Here is a 16,496-nt window from a genome sequence, read left to right on the forward strand (position 1 = left end):
TAAAAGCTTTGTATAATCAATCTTGCTGGCGAGGTTGCCGGTGTAGCTCAATTGGCAGAGCAGCTGACTTGTAATCAGCAGGTTGGCGGTTCGAGTCCGCCCGCCGGCTCCAATTAACATACAAAGGGGCAACATATCTTGTTGCTCCTTTAGTTTTTTTCTAAAACTACCATCTCTTTAAACTCGCTACTTTCAAGATGCGCTTTGATTGACCCAAGTCTGCCTTGGAGTATAATTTAAGATAGCTGTATGTTAAGCTGATTGGTGTATTAAAACCATGAGAAAAGGGGGTGGCATCATGAAAAGATCGCTTTTTCCGGCCGTGATGGTGTTAGTGGTCCTTTCGTTTTGCGCTTTAAGCTATACGACCAGTGCCTTTGCCCTTCCAGTAAGGGGTGACTTGCAGAATACGGGTAACTTTCAAATAAAAACTTTACCCCAAGGCGTGTTCGCTTGGAAGCTTGAGACTGGCTCAAATATCACTGGAGCTCCCATTGTGGATGGCAATACGGTGTACGTGGGCAATCATAAAGGGGAGGTATATGCACTCGATATTAATAATGGCAGTGCAAGATGGAAATTTCAATGCGATGGATCCATCCTTGGTTCGGTCGCGGTCGATAAAGATAAAGTTTACGTTGGAACTTTTGCCGGAAGGGTATATGCCCTAAATAGAAGCTCTGGTCTTGTCGCATGGAGCACTAAAGTTGACGGTCCGGTCATGGCTGGGGTTACAGTAACTGGCGATACTGTGTATGCTGGGTGCAATGAAGGCAGTTTTTACGCAATTAACAGCAAGAATGGCCAACACAAATGGCAGATGAAAGCTCATAGGGGGTTTCAAAGTATTCCAGCCTTTGCAGAAGGATTTGTTTTCGTTGGAAGTTTTGGTGGCCGTTTCCACGCTTTGGATCCTAAGAATGGCAGTGAACGTTGGGGAGGCAATACGGAGGGTCCTATGAGGGGAGCACCCTTGTATGTTGATGGGAAGGTTTATTACATCACGGATAATGGGTACGTCCATTCAGTGAAATTAAGAGGGGTGGTTCCTATATGGCACAAATATGTGGGAGCTCCTTTGGGATCTTCGCCCGCCTATGTAAATGGAGTGCTTTACATTGGAGGTCAGGATGGGAAATTATATGCAATAACTTCCAATGACGGAAACGTAGCGTGGAGCTTTGAGACTGGTGGCCCTATAAATTCGTCACCCATTCATGCCGGAGGCGTGCTCTATTTCGGTAGCAATGATGGGTATTTTTATGCGGTAGATCTCAAAAGTGGCAATTTGCTGTGGAAATATGAATCGGACGGGGATATTGTAGCTGATCCAGTATTAAGCGAAGGTGCGGTTGTTTTTGCCACGATACGCGGCACCTTGTATGCTATTAGGTAAGTTGTTTCATCTTGCATCCATTAAAGACACTTATTTTGCCTTCTTTTTTACTTGTAATTGACAAAATGTCAACTCTTCGAAATTTGTAAGAATTAAAGCGGTGACACAAATGATTTCGAAAATGTTTTCTTTAGTGAATTTGTTTTTTGGCATGGCACTTGGTTCCTTTTTAAACGTCGTGGCTAAGAGGACTATAGAGGGAAGGCAATGGTGGGGTAGAGAGCGTTCTGCCTGCGACGCTTGTGGCAGAACGCTCTCTATTATCGATCTCATTCCCGTTTTTTCTTATGTTTTTCTTAGAGGTAAGTGTAGGACCTGTAAAGCGCCTATTGGAATAAGTTGCTTTTTGGTCGAGGTTATAATGGGCCTATCTTTGTGGGCAGTAGCATTGATTTACGGACCAACTTTACCTTTTTTATTGTCCTTAGTATTACTCAGTTGTCTTTTTCTGTCTTCTTTAACTGATATATACTCCGGCTACGTTTACGATCGCTTAGTTTTCCCCTTTTTAGTGACGGGTTTAGCTTTAAGGCTTCTCGGAGGTCTGCAAGCTTTTATAAGTGGCGTGCTGGGGGCTTGTCTGTGCGGTCTTTTGATATGGATTATTATGTTTTTAAGTCAAGGTGGCATGGGTACAGGTGATGTTACGATAGCTGCGAGTATTGGAGGCATAATGGGGCTATGGATGGGTTGTCTTGCTTTGTATCTTGGGTTCATGAGTGGGGGATTAGTAGCTATAGTTTTATTGCTTACCAAAAAGGTCAAAAGAAAAGATCATGTCCCAATGATTCCATTTTTTGCCATTGGTTCGTTTTTGTCATTGATGTTTGGAAGAGAGATATTGAGTTTTTTGGGAATTATTGCTGGATGGCCCTGGATGCTTGAATAGATAGGATTTTAAATAATTAATCATGTCAGCTAATGGAGCTATTGATGGCGTGCCTTTTACTGTTCTGAAAGAGTGATCGACTCCGCTTAAGATAACAAAACTTCTTTTGGTAGGTGTAAGATCGAATAAACGCCTACATGCCTCTTTGCTAAAAGTCTCGTCCATGCTTCCGTAAAAGGCAAATACGTTTCCCGCTTTGGTGTTTTTTGCTGCATGGAGGAGTAAACGTTTTTCTGGTAGCGAGTCAAGTATAGGTTCATTGACGTTTAATTTGTTTTCTGGGCGTGCTTCATCTCCGCTTCCTGACAGAATTAATCCGTGAACATTCAGATCTATGGGTAAAGGGTTTTCCAAATTTGCCTCCCTTAGAATCTTATCGTGCATGCTACCGGTTATCATTAGAAAGTGTAACCCTCCTAGCGAAAAACCCCATAACCACAGAGAGGCACATCTTACATTTCTATTTATAAACGAAAGAGCGCTTGCAACATCAAATAAATCCATAGCATATGTTTTGCCTTCAAAAGCCTCCTTTACCCAACTGCTTCTATCTTCTCCGTAGCGCTCTCGGTCTCTCGTCTTTCTGCTCGTTTCTATGATCATTACGTTGATCGAATTTTGGACAAGCATTTGTGCCAAAGCGGCGTACTTGTTTCCTTCTTTTAAATTAGCGCAACCGTGTACCCCGTGAAGCAGCACCATTAAGGGTTTTGTATTTGAAATCATATACCCTTGTATTAAAACTTTTCTGTCGCCGAAACTTCCTGGCGCAACTTTTGATACAATTTGTACTTTTCCATTCATAATTGCGATATCGCCTCCTCAAGATATTTTCGAATTTCGTTCGCCTCTCTCATAGAAAGGACCTTTTGTGCTATTCGCCTTGCTGTGTCTGCGCGAAATTTTCTAACTAACCTTTTTATTTTGGGAATCGCGGAGGGCGACATGGAGAGCTCGTCTAATCCAAGCCCCAGAAGAAATGGCAAGGCGAGGGGATCGCTCGCCATTTCTCCGCAGATTCCAAGCTCAATGCCTTGCTTTTTTGTAGCTTGAGACGTCATGGCCACGAGTCTTAAGACAGCGGGGTGCAAGTGATCGTACCATCGGGATACTTTCGCATTCCCCCTATCGACCGCTAATGCATATTGCGTTAAATCATTGGTCCCAAGGGAAAAGAAATCCACCTCTTTTGCAAGCTCCTCTGCCATAATGGCTGCAGAAGGTATTTCGATCATTATGCCAACTTTGAAAGTTCCATAATTAATGCCCTCTTTTTCTAATTGGCATGTTGCTTTTTGAATCAGATCTTTGGCCTTTCTCACTTCCCAGATGGAGGAAACCATGGGAAACATTATGTAAAGATTTCCGAAGCTAGAACTTCTTAATAAAGCCCTAATTTGGGTGAGTAGTAAATGTTCTTCGGTTAAACCTATGCGCAATGCACGATATCCTAAAAAGGGGTTGTCTTCTTTTGGTATGTTGAGATAGGGTATTTCTTTATCGCCCCCTGCATCCATAGTCCTGATAACGACTGGATAAGGGCTCATATCGCTTAAAGTTTTGCGATAAGCCTCGAATTGTTCGTCCTCGTTTGGCGGGTCATTTCTGTTCATAAAAAGAAACTCGGTCCTGAAGAGGCCGATGCCGCTTCCGCCAAAAGATAAAACGTCGCCTGCCTCGTTGGGATGAGCTATGTTGCCCCACAGTTCAACTTTCAGTCCATCTAGCGTTACGGCTGGTAAGTCTTTTAAACTTAATGCCTCTCTTTGTTCACGCCTAAGTTTTTCGATCTTTGCTCTTGCGCATGCTAGCGTACTTTGGGAAGGATTTACTACAACTTCCCCTTTTGTACCGTCGACTATTAAGAAACAGTTCTCGGGGATTAAGCTCATCTCAATTCCTGATACAGTTGGCAAATTCAATGATTTTGCTATTATGGCTGTGTGAGATGTAGGACCGCCTTGGGATAGCACCAACCCCACAACATTGTTTTCGGAAATAGCGATTAACTCAGATGGAGCCAAGTCTTTCGCCACAACTATTAATGGCTCCCTTACATCCAGCAAGAACAGATCCTTTGCTCCAATTAGATTTCTGTACAACCTGCTTCCCACGTCTTCTACATCTGCTGCCCTTTCCCGCAAGTAGGGGTCTGGAATTTCTTCGAACATGCTTTTTATTTTCATCGTTGTTAAAAAGACAGCGTCCTCGGCGGAGTTGCCTTCTTTAATAGTTGTTTCAATGTTGTCAACAAACATGGGATCTTCTAACATCAATATATGTGCCTCTATGATGCCAGCTTTTTCGTCACCCAGGCGTCGTTTTACACTTTCTTTTAGTTTCTCGAGTGATTCTTTGGTTTTCTTGAGTGCCTTCTTGAAACGAACTAGCTCCTTCTCGACGTCTTCTTTGCGAATTTCGACACTCCTTTTCGTAAAAGGAATTGCTTCGTATAAGAAAGAACGACCGTAGGAAATGCCTTGAGAAAGAGGTGTACCCTTTATCTTTTGCTCTGGCATGATTTTCCCCCTATTTTGTAAGGTTTGTATTAGTTGTATTATGTATCAAATAGCAGTAAAAATAAACACGAAACGGTAGGGGAGAAACAATGTCAATTCGGTTAGAGGTCATGCTTAATCCGGCTTGCGAGCTTGAATATGCTGACGCGTGGATTGTAGTGGACGTGCTTCGTGCGACGACTATGATGACCACTTTTTTTGAAAGAGGCGGAAAGGTCATTTTGCCGGTTAAAAGTGTTGAAGAGGCGTATGATTTGAAGAGAAAACTTGGCAGTGATTGGCTTTTAATGGGTGAGCGGAATAGCCTACCTCCACCAAATTTCGATTGCGGCAATTCGCCCGTCGAGCTGCTTGATTGCTTTCTTGGGACTTACGAGGGAGCGATAATGACCACCACTAATGGCACTAAGGCTTTATTGTTAGCGTCAACATTCGCAAACATCGTCTGTGTAGGATGCGTTAGAAATGCAACTGCGGTGTTAGAGGTTGCACTTAAGTATGGGAATAAGATAGGAATCTTGTGTGCGGGAAGATTTAACAGGGCTATGATTGATGATACTGCTTGTGCTGGTTTAATGGTCGATATTGTGAGAGACAGGGTTGAAAACGTGGAACTAAACGATGGGGGGAAAATAGCGCTAGCAGTTTGGGAATATTACGACAAAAACATGCTTGAAGCCTTTAAAGATGCCGAACATGCGCAAAGCCTGCGCGCGTTGGGCCTGTGGAGCGATGTGGAGTATGCGGCACTACAAGATGAAAGCAAAATAGTGCCAAAACTTGCGATTTGGCAAGGCCTTAAAGCAGTGGTTACGTAGTTGTCATCGATAACAAAGGAGCGCTTCCTCAGCGAGCTTGTCCCAACAAGATTTGCCAAAAAAAGCGCTCCACTCGGAGTCATCGCATAAATATCAAACCTAGCAACAATTGCACGTAATTTACAAAGGTCATAGTAATTATCTGTTAAAGCCTTAATTGAGCTTGATAAGGGGCGATTTTGACCCTCATGTAATTATCATGCCTTGCGAGGTTTTATCCAATTGGCCTTGCTTATTAAAGTTTATCTGAAACGCAAGGCATTAAATACTATGCGATCCATATTCAATGCGTCTTGGTCCTCTATAATGCCCATACTCATCATTTTATCGATACGCGCCCTAGTCGTTTCCAGTTTTTCCCTTATTAAATCGCCGTCCTCACCTGAGGTTAAGACATCCATGAATTCCTCTGAAAGACGTTCGGTGAGAAAGCCAAAGATAATTACTACATGGCTAAGCCAATTCATTAAATCATCTGACTGGAGCCAAGGTTCTACGATATAAAGAGCCGTTAAAAGCGAGTCCGTTTCACTTTCATCAGGTTCCTCCGGTTCTTCCCAAATGCCTAAAGCGTAAAAGGGAGCATCAGGATCTGACTCTATTGCGTCAATTAACGCTTCATAGGAATTCCAGCTGATTCCGTCCAAGACGTACAAGGCAATTGCCTTGGCGTGTAGTGCAACGGGCGAATGTGTCCTTTCACTGCATATCAGTTCCAACACATCTCTGTGACGGTTTAACATGAGCAAAGAACGGTAAATCATGTCCTTCGCAGTAGTCTTTTCATCGACATCAATCTCGAGTAACTTTTGTGCAACCGACAAGGCCTCTTCGTAATGATCATCGAAGGAAAGGGAAAAGGCCATCCTTTCGAGTGCGGAAATGTAAAGATCTTCGCTTTGATCGTCTCTTTGGTACCCCGTGGATTTTTCTTCACAACTTTTGATTATTTGATCCAGATAATAGCGGTTCGTTTCCATATCTCCGTTAGTTATAGCGATGTCTGCCAGTACGAGCTTGGCTTCTCCGTTGGATGGATCCATCTCTAAAACCTTGAGTGCCAAGCTTTCTGCTTCTTCATCACTATCTGCAGAGTTAGCCCTATCCAAAAGTAGTTTTACTTCATCATTAATTTTCCCTTTCGACATGAAACTTCCTCCTAAAAACTAAAAATATTTTTGACCTACATAGTTTATACTAAATTCCAGAATCTGGATAGGGGAATTTAACTTTTGCTCTAAGTTGTATCGCTGGCATCGGCACCACTACTATCCCTGAAGGATCTACGTGATATCTGGCGCGATCCTCTGATTCATCGAAGCCTATTTTGGTATCTGGGGGGATGATGTTTTGAGCATCTACGATAACCCTTCTTAACTTACATCGCTCACCGATGACTACGCTTCGCTCAATTATGCATTCCTCTATTACTGCTCCTGGTTTTATTATGCAGTTTCTAGATAGTATAGATCTTTTCACAGTCGCTCCCAAAATCTGGCTTCCCTCTGCCCTGAGAGTGTTCTCTATATGGCTTGAGTAATTGTTAACCGAAAAAGTAAGACCTGGAGGGTCAGCGTAAGAAACCGTCCTTATTGGCCATTGAGTGTTGAATAAGTTTAGATCTGCATTTTCGTTTAGCATATCCATATGTGCTTGCCAGTATGTTCTTATCGTTCCCACGTCTCTCCAGTAGGGTTTATCGTTTCCAGGAATAACATTGCTCTGGAAATCGTAAGCTAAAACCTTATATTTTTTGCAAAGTTCTGGAAGTATATCTCTGCCAAAATCGTGACTGCTATCAGGGTTACTTGCATCTTCGACCAAAACTTCTTCTAAAATTTCTCTTTCAAAAATGTAGTTTCCCATTGAAATAAAGCTAAATCCAGGTTTGTCCGCTATTTCCGGCGGGCATTTCGGCTTTTCAAGGAATTCAGCGACAAAGCCTCTTTCGTCGGTCTTAAGACATCCAAAAGCATGCGCTTCTGTCACAGGGACTTCATAAGCTGCTACCGTGCAATCCGCTTTTTTCTCAATGTGTTTTTCCATCATTTGTTCGATGTCCATCTTGTAGACGTGGTCAGCGGCAAATACGCATATTCGATCAGCATTATAAATTGTGATGAGATGTAAATTTTGAAAAACTGCATCGGCAGTTCCCTTATACCAGTGTTCCCCGGTCCACATTTGTGCAGGTACGACAGTTATGAAAAAGTCCCTCCCTCTTAGAGCTCCTCCGAACTGCCACCCCCTCTCGATGTGCTCATTTAACGATTGGCTGCGAAACTGGACGAGGACGTAGATGGAAAACACTCCACTATTAACTAAATTGGAAAGAGCAAAGTCTATGATTCGGTATTTAGCAGCGAAATGCACTGCAGGTTTTGCTCGATGTCTGGTCAACGGGGAGAGTCGTTGTCCTCGGCCTCCGGCAAGGACTATGCCCAGCACCCTTCCGTACTTTCCGTAAATCAAAAAGGTCACCCCCGCTTATAGTTCTTTCCGCATCGATTAAATTATAGTATTACATTAAACTAAAAGCAACTTCATTATTTAATATTAAACATAAAAGACACTAAAATTTCGGTAAAAACCATATCTCCTTTACAGGGAACAAAAACATTAAGGGCCGTATATTTAGCTTTTTATTAAGCGTTAAAATTTGGCTTTACATTATCTTCGTGTTCTGGAACTCCTAATAATTCGAGGTACAAGTTTACATACTCTCGTGAGGATCTGGACCAAGAGAAATCGGCTCTCATACAGTTTTGTACAATTTGATTCCAAAGTTTGGTGGAATTCCATGCTCCAAGTGCTCTTCCTATGGCGTGCAGAAAAGCCTCGCTGCTATAGGAACTAAATAGGAAACCAGTCCCGTCACACGCAGTATCGGCATCGATGACTGTGTCAGCGAGTCCACCTGTGGCCCTGCATATCGGTACTGTTCCATATCTCATGGCTATTAGTTGGGCTAGTCCACAGGGCTCGAAGTAAGACGGCATAATTAGCATGTCACCGCCCGCATACATAAGATGGGCCAACTCTTCGTCATATCCTATTTTTACGAACAAATTTGTTGGAAATTGTAAAGAGGCTTTCTTTAGAGTGCGCTCGTAAATTTCGCTACCTTCTCCGAGGATTATCATTTTACATCCATGACCAACAATCGGCTCTATTGAGAGCAATATCAAGTCAATGCCTTTCTGTTCTGCCAACCTGCCTACATATATTAAAATTGGTGAACCATCTTCACTCCATCCGCATCTCGATAGCAATTCCTCCCTACATTTTCTTTTGGGAGCTATATCCTCTACATCGTAATGAGCGGGGATGAAGGGGTCGGTTTTAGGGTTCCAATAGGAATAATCGATGCCGTTTAGAATACCTCTAAGCTTATTACTATACTGCTTTAAGACGCCATCTAAACCCATTCCGTACTCTTTGGTTTGAATCTCCCATGAGTATCTGGGAGAAACCGTGGTCACTGCATCCGAAGCTATAATTCCACCTTTTAAAAGATTAGTCATGCCGTAATACTCTAGCCCCTCAATGTTGTGGGCCTCTTTCGGAATTCCCCAAGATATCAAATCAGTTTCCTGCATGATCCCCTGATGGGCTAAGTTATGAATAGTCAAAACGGTGTCATATAGACCAGAAAGGGAGGAGTAATACATATGCCATTTTAATGCTATTGCAACTGAAGATGTTGGCCAGTCGTGGAGATGAAGAATTTGAGGCCGCCATCGAGATGCCTTCTCGAATTCGATGGCGGCCAAGGAGAGTAGAAAAAAAGGCTTTATCAAGTCCATGTTTAAGAGATTTGGATATATCTCGGCTGGAAAAGGAACATCCTCGATATCCAGGAGGTAGACTGGCACTCCTTGAATATCAGTTCGCCACAAAGATGCAGGAAATACCCTCCACTCCAGTGGTATGTATAATTTACGTGATATCTTCTTTAACTTTTCTTTGATGTTGTTACTAACGTTTGGATAGAGAGGCAACAAAACTCTGCTGTCTACGCCCAGCTCCCTTTGTGCTTTAGGCAGAGAGCCTATCACATCACCAAGGCCACCTTTTTTCACAATTGGATGCATCTCGGAAGCCACATGTAGAACTTTTATTTTACTGAATGACAAACTCATTCCTTAAAGTCACCACCTCCCTTAAATAGTCCTTTGAATATGACTTAATAATACCTCGGGTGTATATTGTAAGCCTTTTCACAGTATTCCCTTACTACGCGATGTGTGTTAAAATAGCTAGCATTTAAAGCAATGCAATTTTTCATCATCGAAAGCCAACGATCATGATGTTGATAGTACAGCGGAATTACCTTTCGTTCAAGTACCTCGTATAAAACCTCAGCGTCCTTAGTATCATCGTAATACACCAGATCTACCTCCCGGGGTTCTGGCCCTATTGCCCATCCAGTGACGTCCTCTACCCATCCTTCTATCCACCATCCGTCCAATATGGATAGGTTTAACACACCGTTATGTGCGCACTTCATTCCACTGGTTCCCGATGCTTCGCGAGGCCTTAGGGGCGTATTTAACCAGACGTCGACTCCTGCCGTGAGTAACGCTGCTAATTCCATGTCGTAATCTTCAAGGAATACTACGGGGATTTTATCAGATAGCTCCTTGGAGGTCTTTATTACGCGCTGGATCATAGATTTGCCCTCTTCATCTAAAGCGTGAGCTTTGCCCGCAAATATTAGTTGAACCTTGCCCGAACAAATGTCAATTAATCGATTAATATCTTTAAAGATGAGATCCGCCCGTTTGTAAGCTACCGCCCTACGGGCAAAACCAATTGTAAGGATTTCAGGATCCAACTTTATTCCTGTTTTCTCTAAAACTTTCGAGAGGAGTAACATTTTATTTGACTGGTGAGCTTCCCATAGCTCATTACCAGGAAGTTTTACGGCCAAAACCAACCTGGAGGGGTCGTTTCTCCAACTCGGTATGTGTTTGTCGAAAAGCTTTTTTATATTCGGAGATGTCCAGCTGTTCGAATGTACCCCATTGGTTATGTAATCGATGTTTTCTGTGTTATAAAGTTTTCTACTGACGTCTCTGTGTTTTTTTGACACTGCATTTATATATCGGCTATAGCGAAGGCCAAAGTCCACCATGGAGACTCCGCCATCTGGCATCATTTGCTTTAAATAATCGACAAACACGGGTGACATCGTCTTTTCTACCAGCTCAAAGGGGAAATAATCATGACCGGCTGCCACGGGTGTGTGTGAAGTAAAAACCACTTGTTCTTTGATTTTTCTTAAGTCCACATATCCCTGTTCTCGGAGCAACTCAAGAGCAAGAAATCCGGCATGTCCCTCGTTCAGATGGAAAGTTTTGAGGTTGTAAAAGCCAAGGCTTCGAAGAATTCTTAATCCTCCAATGCCCAAGATCATTTCTTGGCATAACCTATAGCGCAAGTCTCCTCCATAAAGGTGCCAGGACAAACTTCTATCCTCTGGAGCATTTCTATCATGGTCTGTATCTAAAAAGAAAATGGGCACAATATATCCCGTTTGACCCGTAACTCCGTAGGCCCAAACGCGGACATATACGGGCCTGCCTTCTATTTCGACGTTTACTTCGTTTGGAAGCAAAAACAATTTGTCCTCAGGATCCCATGGAGGATGGGGTTCTTCGATTTGCCTGCCTTCTTCATTAATGTGTTGTTTGAAATATCCATGTTTGTATAAAAGAGTAATACCTACCATAGGAACACCCAGATCGGCAGCGCTTTTTAGCACATCTCCTGCTAAAATTCCTAATCCTCCCGCATAGGTGGGGATATCTTTCTTAACTCCTATCTCCATCGAGAAATACGCTATGGTCCTAAATGCAGGTTCCATTTCCATAAGTTGAACAAAGGACGGACCAACGCCCTTATTTAGATACGTAAGTGGTCTTTTGTCATAAAGCTCGCTCATCCGTTTTTTCACGCTCCTTCACTCTGCTTGAGATATGCGAGGAAGTTATATGCGTCAACTAAAAGTAAATTATATCACGCGATTATCCTACAAAAATTTTTTATGCTATTTTTATTCTGAAGAAATACATGTAGATCCCATAATATGATATAGTTATTATCGTAACTTTGTAATCGTCCTTCAGGGGGTTAGACATGATGAAAATATCTGAAATAGAGGCTTTGTTGGGAGCACGTAGATTGTTTGATACTGCTGCCCTAGAAAAAGAAGTGGAATACGCCCTTGCATCCGATCTTATGAGCGATGTGCTTGCTTTTGCCTTGGCCGCTTCGCTTTTGATAACCGGTTTGACTAACATACAGATAATAAGGACGGCGACAATGTTGGATATGACAGGGATTATTTTCGTAAGAAATAAACGCCCGCTAGAAGAAGCAGTAGCGCTTGCAAGGAAGTTAGATATCCCTGTCTTGTTGTGTAAAAAAAGCATGTTTGAAACCTGCGGGTTGCTTTATCAGGCTGGATTAAAATCGTGTACTATCCTGGACGAGGAGTCGGACTAGATTGAGTGAACCTTTAGTGTTAGAGTTGCAAGTTAAACCTTTGGATTTCTTGGCTGCGGGCGAGACAGCTACACACTTCAAGGAAACCCTGAAATCCTTAGGATTGCCCCCGGATATATGTCGCAAGGCGGCAATAGTGGTCTACGAAGCCGAAATGAACATAGTCATCCATGGAGGCGGAGGCGTAATGTGCCTTCAAGTTGAGGAAGATAAGGTGACTATAATTGCTAAAGACAAGGGCCCTGGAATTGAAGACCTTGAGTTGGCGATGAAGGAAGGATATTCCTCTGCACCAGATTTCATAAGGGAATTGGGGTTTGGAGCGGGTATGGGCCTTCCGAACATTAAGAAAAATTCAGATGAGTTATACATAGACACTGCTCCAGGGAAGGGCACTAAGTTGCGTGCGGTAATATACCTTGACAAAAGGCGGTGAGTTTCTTGGCTCACGGGGTAAAGATTGCGGAGTCTTCTTGTAGGGGTTGTGTGAATTGCATCAAGTCATGCCCTACGGAGGCTATGAGGGTCATAGAAGGAAAGATACGCATATTGAGTGAAATTTGCATTTCCTGCGGCGAATGCCTTAGGCGATGTCCACATCGAGCATTGCTGCCGGAGGATGATGATTGGGATTATATCTTAAGCAAACGTCCTATGGCGGTGGTAACAGATCCTTGTTTCTGTGCTCAATTTTCCTGGCCTCCTATTCCTAGTCTAACAGCTCACGCATTGTTTGAATTGGGCCTTGAACCCATATTCGAGGAATACGAGGCAGCCTATGATGTGGCAGCAGTTGCGGCGGCCAGAGCGATTAAAAACTCTCCAGAAACGGCTAAACCGTTGATTTCTACTTACTGTCCTGCTGTAGTGAGGTTGATCCAGATTAAATTTCATGAACTTATACCTCATTTGGCCCCGGTTGAAAATCCCCTTGAGACGAGCATAGACTTGTGGAGGGCTAGGACAAAAAAGCGTGAGCCTGTTACTTTGGTATCACCTTGCCCAGCACGCATCGCCATGGTTCGTTCCCCTGTTGGAAGGGACGTTAGCTCCGCGGAATATGTAATTTCAACTTCAAAATTAGCTAGAGAGGTATTAATTGGTTCTGGTGATCCCTCAAAAAAGGTGACGATTGATTCTTCTACGGAAACTCCGCGATGGATAGCATGGGCTAAAACGGGCGGAGAATCGATGCATGTTCGCGCATTCTCCAATCAACCGGTCAGAACCCTCGAAGTAGACGGGCTACGCAACGTGATTAGTCTCTTCCAAGAGATGGAATTGGGAAAACTAAGGGGTATAGATTACGTTGAAGCACGAGCTTGCGATCTCGGTTGCATCGGCGGAATAGGAAACGCTGAATCTCGATTTCTAAGCCGCATAAAAATTGATAACGTAAAAATGTCTTTCAATATAACTGAACAATACAAGAAAGAACTAGAAGCTCTTTATCATGCCAAGGTATGGATGTTACGAGATGAAATAGTACCCATAGAACAGATGCCTCTGGGAGAAGATCTGGTTAAGGCTATGGAAAAGCTTAAACAGTTGCATGCTGTTTACGCCGAGCTTCCCCACCTTGATTGTGGAACCTGCGGAAGACCTTCTTGCAGGGTGATGGCAGAAGACATAGTCAGAGGCGAAGGTTCGTTGGATGATTGTATTTTCAGGTTAAAATCACGGATTGCTGATCTATCTAGAGAAATTTACGAGCTTTCAAAGAGGTTGGTACACACGATGACTCCGGAGGGAAAATGATGAGGATCAAAGAAATATGCGAAAAGTTGGGTTTGAAAGTATATGTCGAAGGCAATGGAGACCAAGAGGTGTATCAAGGAGTAGCGGGTGATCTTTTAAGCTTTATTATGAGAACTGCCCCAGAAGGGGCAGTGTGGGTAACCATTCAAAATCATGTTAACGTTGCAGCCGTTGCAGTTTTAAAAGATATTCCGTTTATAATATTGGCATCGGAACGTGAGCCACTTCAAGAGCTAATCGAAAATTGTGCAAAAGAAAACATTGCTCTGGCTTCTTCAAATTTGGGTGCTTTCAATCTTTGCGGTAAACTATATGAGCTTGGCGTAAAAGATTAAAAATATGCGCCTTTATCGGATGGATCTGCATGTGCATACAGTACTATCTCCATGTGCTGAACTTGAAATGGGAGCCAAAGAAATAGTTCAAAGATGCGTAGAAGAGGAAATAGATATTATAGCTATCGCTGATCATAACGCCACAACTAACTCAAAAGCCGTAATCGATGCCGCCAAAGATAAGCCTTTGATAGTCTTACCCGCCCTGGAGGTGCAATCTCGCGAGGATGTGCACACTTTGTGTGTATTTTCTACTTTCGAAGAAGCATTGCTCTTTCAAAAATGGGTATGGGAACGACTAGCACCTATAAAAAATGACCCGGAGTTATTTGGCTTTCAGATAGTAATTGATGGTGAAAACAACATATTGAAGGAAGTTGAGACTCTTTTGTTACAAGGCGTGGATGCCTCTGCGGATGATGTCATAGGAGAGGTAAAGCGAAGGGGCGGAATGGCCATACTTGCTCATGTAGACAGGCCTGCCTATTCGTATTTAGCGATACTTGGAATGATACCTTCAAACTTAGCGATCGATGCGGTAGAATTTTCTGCTAGATTGTCATCGCGTGAAGCCATCTCCTGGAAGGAGAGCGTTTCAAATTATACCGTTATAAAGTCCTCCGATGCTCATCGCTTAAGTGATATAAAAAAAGCACATACTACCCCTGTCATTTTGGAGCATCCTGCTTTTGATGAGATTCTTTTAGCATTACATAAAAGCGGCGGTAGGAAGGTTTTGTGGCCCTGGTCATAACTGGGGCGCCCTTGACTCTTTTTTGAGAATATGATATCAGTCACAAGGTGGAAGAGACAATTTATATTAAATATATACTAATGGTGGTGATGATAGTGGCATTGAGTACTGTTGATGTCGTAGAAAAGGCCAAGGAGATAGTTACCCCTTGGAAGGGTCAACGCGGGGGTTTGATTCCGATATTGCAGGAAATGCAAAAAGAGTTTGGTTATTTGCCGGAAGAGGCCCTGCTTACTGTCTCTAAGGAGTTGAAAATTCCGAAAGCTGAGGTATATGGAGTAGCAACTTTTTATGCCCAGTTTCATTTGAAGCCCAGGGGACGTCATGTTATACGCGTATGTCGAGGGACAGCATGTCACGTGAGAGGAAGTTTACAGATTTTAGAGAAAGTTAAACAAATGCTTGGCATTGAAGAAAACGAAACTACCGACGATTTGCGCTTTACTCTTGAGCCGGTGGCCTGTCTGGGTGCTTGTGGTCTTGCGCCGGTAATGATGGTAGACGAAGACACCCATGGACGCTTGACTCCCGACAAAATCAAGACTATTTTGGAGAAATACAAGTAGGTTTTAATGCTAGAAGATCTTTCTCAATATATTTTAGATATTGCAGAGAACTCAGTCAAAGCAAAGGCTAGCAGGGTTTTAATAGAACTTAAGATTGACAGTAAAAAGAAACTGATAAGCTTATGCGTCTGTGATGACGGCTGTGGCATGGACGAAGACCTGTTAAAGCAGGTAGAGGATCCCTTTACCACCACTAGAAAGGAGCGCAGGGTTGGATTGGGAATCCCCTTTCTAAAACAGGCAGCCCTCTCATGTGACGGTTTTTTCGAAATTGCTTCTGAAAAGGGAAAAGGCACTATTGTTAAGGCTGGGTTTAGGAAGGATCATATAGATTGTCCACCTCTTGGAGATGTTGCGGCGACGATCGCTACGCTAATTATGGGATGGCCTGAGTGTTGCTGGATTTTTCGTTACGAGGTTGATGGCAATGCTTTCTTGCTTGACCTTGAAGAATTGCTAAAATACTTAGGCGATAGAGAGCTTTTAAAGTCACCAAAATTTATTTTGTGGCTTAAAGAATATATTCAGGAAAATATGAGTTTGCTCCATGAAAAAAAAGGAGGCGATGGTATTGCCCAAGATTAAGAGTCTCGAGGATTTAAGAAAGCTTAGGGAAGAGTCTAAGGACCTAACATCAGCACGGTCAGGCGGTAAAACGAAAATAATAGTTGGAATGGGTACGTGTGGTATAGCGGCAGGTGCCAGAGAAGTCTTGAGCGCTATTTTAAATGAACTTGCTAGGCGGGAAATTAAAGATGTTGCCGTAGAGACAACTGGCTGTATAGGGATGTGTCAATACGAACCATTGGTTGACTTTATAAGGCCTGGAGAGCCCAGAGTAACCTACGGAAACGTTGAACCGAAAGATGTACCACGCCTTATCGTAGAGCATTTGATTAATGGTAAGGTCGTTTGGGATAAAGTTGTTGGTAGAACGGATTAGGGGGAATT

17 protein-coding genes and 1 tRNA gene are annotated in these 16,496 nt (G+C 43.0%); 12 read left to right on the forward strand and 6 right to left on the reverse strand.

Features of this window, described 5'->3' with window-relative positions; all coding sequences use genetic code 11:
- Positions 1-36 precede the first annotated feature (36 nt).
- From Q7P41_RS03695 to Q7P41_RS03705, 3 genes are all read left to right on the forward strand, one after another.
- A tRNA-Thr gene (locus Q7P41_RS03695) sits at positions 37-112 on the forward strand.
- Between the two features lie 186 nt (positions 113-298).
- Complete coding sequence (locus Q7P41_RS03700) at positions 299-1,396, forward strand: PQQ-binding-like beta-propeller repeat protein (protein WP_303882210.1); 1,098 nt, start codon at positions 299-301, stop codon at positions 1,394-1,396.
- A gap of 109 nt (positions 1,397-1,505) precedes the next feature.
- Entirely contained in the window at positions 1,506-2,285 is a 780-nt protein-coding gene (locus Q7P41_RS03705) for an A24 family peptidase (RefSeq protein WP_303882212.1), read from the forward strand.
- Here the strand turns inward: Q7P41_RS03705 and Q7P41_RS03710 are convergent.
- Positions 2,214-3,089, reverse strand: a complete 876-nt coding sequence (locus Q7P41_RS03710) for an alpha/beta hydrolase (protein ID WP_303882214.1) — start codon at positions 3,087-3,089, stop codon at positions 2,214-2,216. The two genes, Q7P41_RS03705 and Q7P41_RS03710, sit on opposite strands and share 72 nt — an antisense overlap.
- The gene (ptsP, locus tag Q7P41_RS03715; RefSeq protein ID WP_303882216.1) at positions 3,086-4,804 is read right to left on the reverse strand and encodes a phosphoenolpyruvate--protein phosphotransferase; all 1,719 of its coding nucleotides are present in this window, start codon (positions 4,802-4,804) and stop codon (positions 3,086-3,088) included. Before ptsP ends, Q7P41_RS03710 begins: the two co-directional genes overlap by 4 nt.
- Before the next feature lie 89 nt (positions 4,805-4,893).
- On the opposite strand from ptsP, the gene Q7P41_RS03720 reads away from it, so the two are divergent.
- A complete protein-coding gene (locus Q7P41_RS03720; protein WP_303882217.1) occupies positions 4,894-5,622 on the forward strand; it encodes a 2-phosphosulfolactate phosphatase in 729 nt (242 codons plus the stop codon).
- A gap of 242 nt (positions 5,623-5,864) precedes the next feature.
- Here Q7P41_RS03720 and Q7P41_RS03725 read toward each other — a convergent pair whose 3' ends face one another.
- The 4 genes from Q7P41_RS03725 to glgP form a co-directional block, all read right to left on the reverse strand.
- Positions 5,865-6,770, reverse strand: coding sequence for a lipopolysaccharide assembly protein LapB (locus Q7P41_RS03725; protein WP_303882218.1), 906 nt, complete (start codon positions 6,768-6,770; stop codon positions 5,865-5,867).
- Positions 6,771-6,819: 49 nt separating this feature from the next.
- Complete coding sequence (gene glgC / locus Q7P41_RS03730) at positions 6,820-8,094, reverse strand: glucose-1-phosphate adenylyltransferase (RefSeq protein ID WP_303882220.1); 1,275 nt, start codon at positions 8,092-8,094, stop codon at positions 6,820-6,822.
- 173 nt (positions 8,095-8,267) lie between these two features.
- Positions 8,268-9,764 (reverse strand): glycogen synthase GlgA, encoded by a 1,497-nt coding sequence (gene glgA / locus Q7P41_RS03735; RefSeq protein ID WP_303882221.1) that lies wholly within the window; start codon positions 9,762-9,764, stop codon positions 8,268-8,270.
- A gap of 44 nt (positions 9,765-9,808) precedes the next feature.
- Positions 9,809-11,569: an alpha-glucan family phosphorylase gene (glgP, locus tag Q7P41_RS03740; protein ID WP_303882222.1), complete on the reverse strand. Its 1,761-nt coding sequence runs from the start codon at positions 11,567-11,569 to the stop codon at positions 9,809-9,811.
- Between the two features lie 197 nt (positions 11,570-11,766).
- On the opposite strand from glgP, the gene Q7P41_RS03745 reads away from it, so the two are divergent.
- The 8 genes from Q7P41_RS03745 to Q7P41_RS03780 all read left to right on the forward strand — a co-directional run bounded on the left by Q7P41_RS03745 (position 11,767) and on the right by Q7P41_RS03780 (position 16,488).
- Positions 11,767-12,132 carry a transcriptional regulator gene (locus tag Q7P41_RS03745; RefSeq protein ID WP_303882273.1) on the forward strand — a complete coding sequence of 122 codons (366 nt, stop codon included), beginning with the start codon at positions 11,767-11,769 and terminating at the stop codon, positions 12,130-12,132.
- A gap of 1 nt (position 12,133) precedes the next feature.
- Entirely contained in the window at positions 12,134-12,568 is a 435-nt protein-coding gene (locus Q7P41_RS03750; protein ID WP_303882223.1) for an ATP-binding protein, read from the forward strand.
- 5 nt (positions 12,569-12,573) lie between these two features.
- On the forward strand, positions 12,574-13,890 hold the full coding sequence (locus Q7P41_RS03755) for a [Fe-Fe] hydrogenase large subunit C-terminal domain-containing protein (RefSeq protein WP_303882224.1): 1,317 nt from the start codon (positions 12,574-12,576) through the stop codon (positions 13,888-13,890).
- Positions 13,890-14,225 carry a serine kinase gene (locus tag Q7P41_RS03760; RefSeq protein ID WP_303882226.1) on the forward strand — a complete coding sequence of 112 codons (336 nt, stop codon included), beginning with the start codon at positions 13,890-13,892 and terminating at the stop codon, positions 14,223-14,225. Before Q7P41_RS03755 ends, Q7P41_RS03760 begins: the two co-directional genes overlap by 1 nt.
- 31 nt (positions 14,226-14,256) lie before the next feature.
- Positions 14,257-14,979 carry a PHP domain-containing protein gene (locus tag Q7P41_RS03765; RefSeq protein WP_303882228.1) on the forward strand — a complete coding sequence of 241 codons (723 nt, stop codon included), beginning with the start codon at positions 14,257-14,259 and terminating at the stop codon, positions 14,977-14,979.
- 89 nt (positions 14,980-15,068) lie between these two features.
- Positions 15,069-15,545 carry an NADH-quinone oxidoreductase subunit NuoE gene (nuoE, locus tag Q7P41_RS03770; protein ID WP_303882274.1) on the forward strand — a complete coding sequence of 159 codons (477 nt, stop codon included), beginning with the start codon at positions 15,069-15,071 and terminating at the stop codon, positions 15,543-15,545.
- Between the two features lie 6 nt (positions 15,546-15,551).
- Entirely contained in the window at positions 15,552-16,130 is a 579-nt protein-coding gene (locus Q7P41_RS03775; RefSeq protein WP_303882230.1) for an ATP-binding protein, read from the forward strand.
- Positions 16,117-16,488: a ferredoxin gene (locus Q7P41_RS03780; protein ID WP_303882231.1), complete on the forward strand. Its 372-nt coding sequence runs from the start codon at positions 16,117-16,119 to the stop codon at positions 16,486-16,488. Before Q7P41_RS03775 ends, Q7P41_RS03780 begins: the two co-directional genes overlap by 14 nt.
- The last annotated feature ends 8 nt before the right edge of the window (positions 16,489-16,496 follow it).

This window comes from Acetomicrobium mobile (genome assembly GCF_937920065.1).